The 1820-nt window shown below is 33.8% G+C and carries 2 protein-coding genes; both read right to left on the bottom strand.

The window, feature by feature from the left end; genetic code table 11:
* Positions 1-67: 67 nt before the first annotated feature.
* Positions 68-772, bottom strand: coding sequence for a hypothetical protein (locus V7164_RS02230; protein WP_335353322.1), 705 nt, complete (start codon positions 770-772; stop codon positions 68-70).
* 4 nt (positions 773-776) lie between these two features.
* Positions 777-1592 (bottom strand): ATP-binding cassette domain-containing protein, encoded by an 816-nt coding sequence (locus tag V7164_RS02225; RefSeq protein ID WP_335353321.1) that lies wholly within the window; start codon positions 1590-1592, stop codon positions 777-779.
* Between the last annotated feature and the right edge of the window lie 228 nt (positions 1593-1820).

Below are 1820 nucleotides of genomic sequence, written 5' to 3'. Positions count from 1 at the left end.
GCGCCCTTTAATTGAAGATCGTATGTATGGTATAGATTTTACAGATATTCATAAGTTAGTAAAGCTGCTAACTTTCTTTTTTTAAAAAAAGAGGAACTAACATGACAGCTCCGATGATTAGATAAATAACTACAAAAACACCATCGATTATTATTGGTATATTTATTAGTACTTGATCTTCGCCTTCCATATACCCAATCACCTTGAACACTGGGGGGAAGACCCACAAAATCCATTTAAAAAACAATGATATTTCGATAATTGATTTTGAGGCGAGTGAAACTACGATTATAAATACAGTCGAAAGCCAGGCGTATTTTTTTGTTGCAAGTTTGGTAGCCGAAAATAGGGTTCCTACTAATATCCCAAATGTCATAAAGACCAAGTGGCTGTAAAATGCATAAGCATATAGCTTGATCGACATATTCCCTTTGAAGCTTTCTGTAATGATTGGGAAAAAGATCGCAAACAAAAGTAAAGGTATCATTACTACTAGAATAGTTAGCCATTTGCCAAATAAGTAACTCACCTTTCTTTTAAGATGAGAGATTAAGATATGCTTTTCACTTTCTTCATCCAAAGTAAAAATGGACATTGTAATCCATGTCATGATTAAGTACATTGCAATAGAAGATACTGCGTAACTACTGAGGATCGGCACATTTTTATAGGCATATAAAATAAACACCCATGCAAAAAAAATAACAACGGGTGGGATAAATTTTAATGAACGAACAAAGCTTATTAATTGGTAACGGATAAAAGCTGACAACTTACTACCTCTTCTCTGTTAATTCAAATATTGAACATCCTCGTTTAAGCAACATGGCCAATACCTTATCAGACTCTTTAGCTGAAACAATTATTTCAACAGAATCTCCCCCTACAAATTTATATCTAATAGACGGAATCTCTGCAATTATCTCTCTAGTGGGGATTTTTGCTCTTATAAATCTTAATTTCCCCTTTTTGTTTTTTGTAGAATCGTAGACAATTCTTCCACTCTCTACAGTTAAAACCCTATCGGCTAATCCTTCAATTAGTAGTGGATCATGTGCAGTAAAAATAATCGTTTTTTCCCCTTGGAGAGAATTTAGCTGATTCAAAAGCTCGATTTTTGCTTTATCATCTAACCCAGTTAGTGGCTCGTCCAATAATAATAGATCAGGTTTCTTCAGCAATGCCTGGATAATTCCGGCTTTCTGCTTTGTCCCTTTTGAACAATGATTCAAAGGGGTGGTTAGAAAGTCTGTAATTGCAAACAGCTCAGCATAATTCTCAATTTTTTTTAAAATTCCTTCATCCGATTTACAAGTCATTTTACCCATTAACATTAAATAGTCTTGTAATTTGAATCGGATACTTTCTGGAAAGTGTTCAGGTACATATCCTATGTTAATTTGAGATCTCTTCACTTGCCCAGCAGTTTCTTCAAATATACCCCCAATAAGTTTTAAAAGGCTGCTTTTCCCGGATCCATTATTTCCGGTGATCGCCACTTTTTCACCTTGTGAAATGCTTATAGAGACTTCTTTAAGAATCATTATTCCATCAATCTTTTTGCAAGCTTGATTTGCCTCGAATATTTTCATGAAAAACCTCTTCCATCTTCCCTCATTTTACTTGCTGAAATTCAGTAAAGACAAAATCTGCATTTTCCTAAAGGTACCCTTTATAGAAAATAAAATACTTCTTCAATTATACAATAATTCCCACACGGGTTGGAATTATCAATCATTATAATTTGTACGTTATTTCTTTTCATAATCAATAGCTTTACTACGAGTTAATTCAATGAGCATTACTCCATTAAATGGCCC

The organism is Bacillus sp. JJ1474 (genome assembly GCF_036965225.1).
Classification (GTDB): Bacteria; Bacillota; Bacilli; order Bacillales; family Cytobacillaceae; genus Cytobacillus.
This window is presented reverse-complemented; position numbering and strand designations above follow the sequence as displayed.

Bases quoted from the DNA above. Each gene is read 5' to 3' on its own strand.
- V7164_RS02225 (WP_335353321.1), bottom strand. From the start codon at position 1,592: ATGAAAATATTCGAGGCAAATCAAGCTTGCAAAAAGATTGATGGAATA.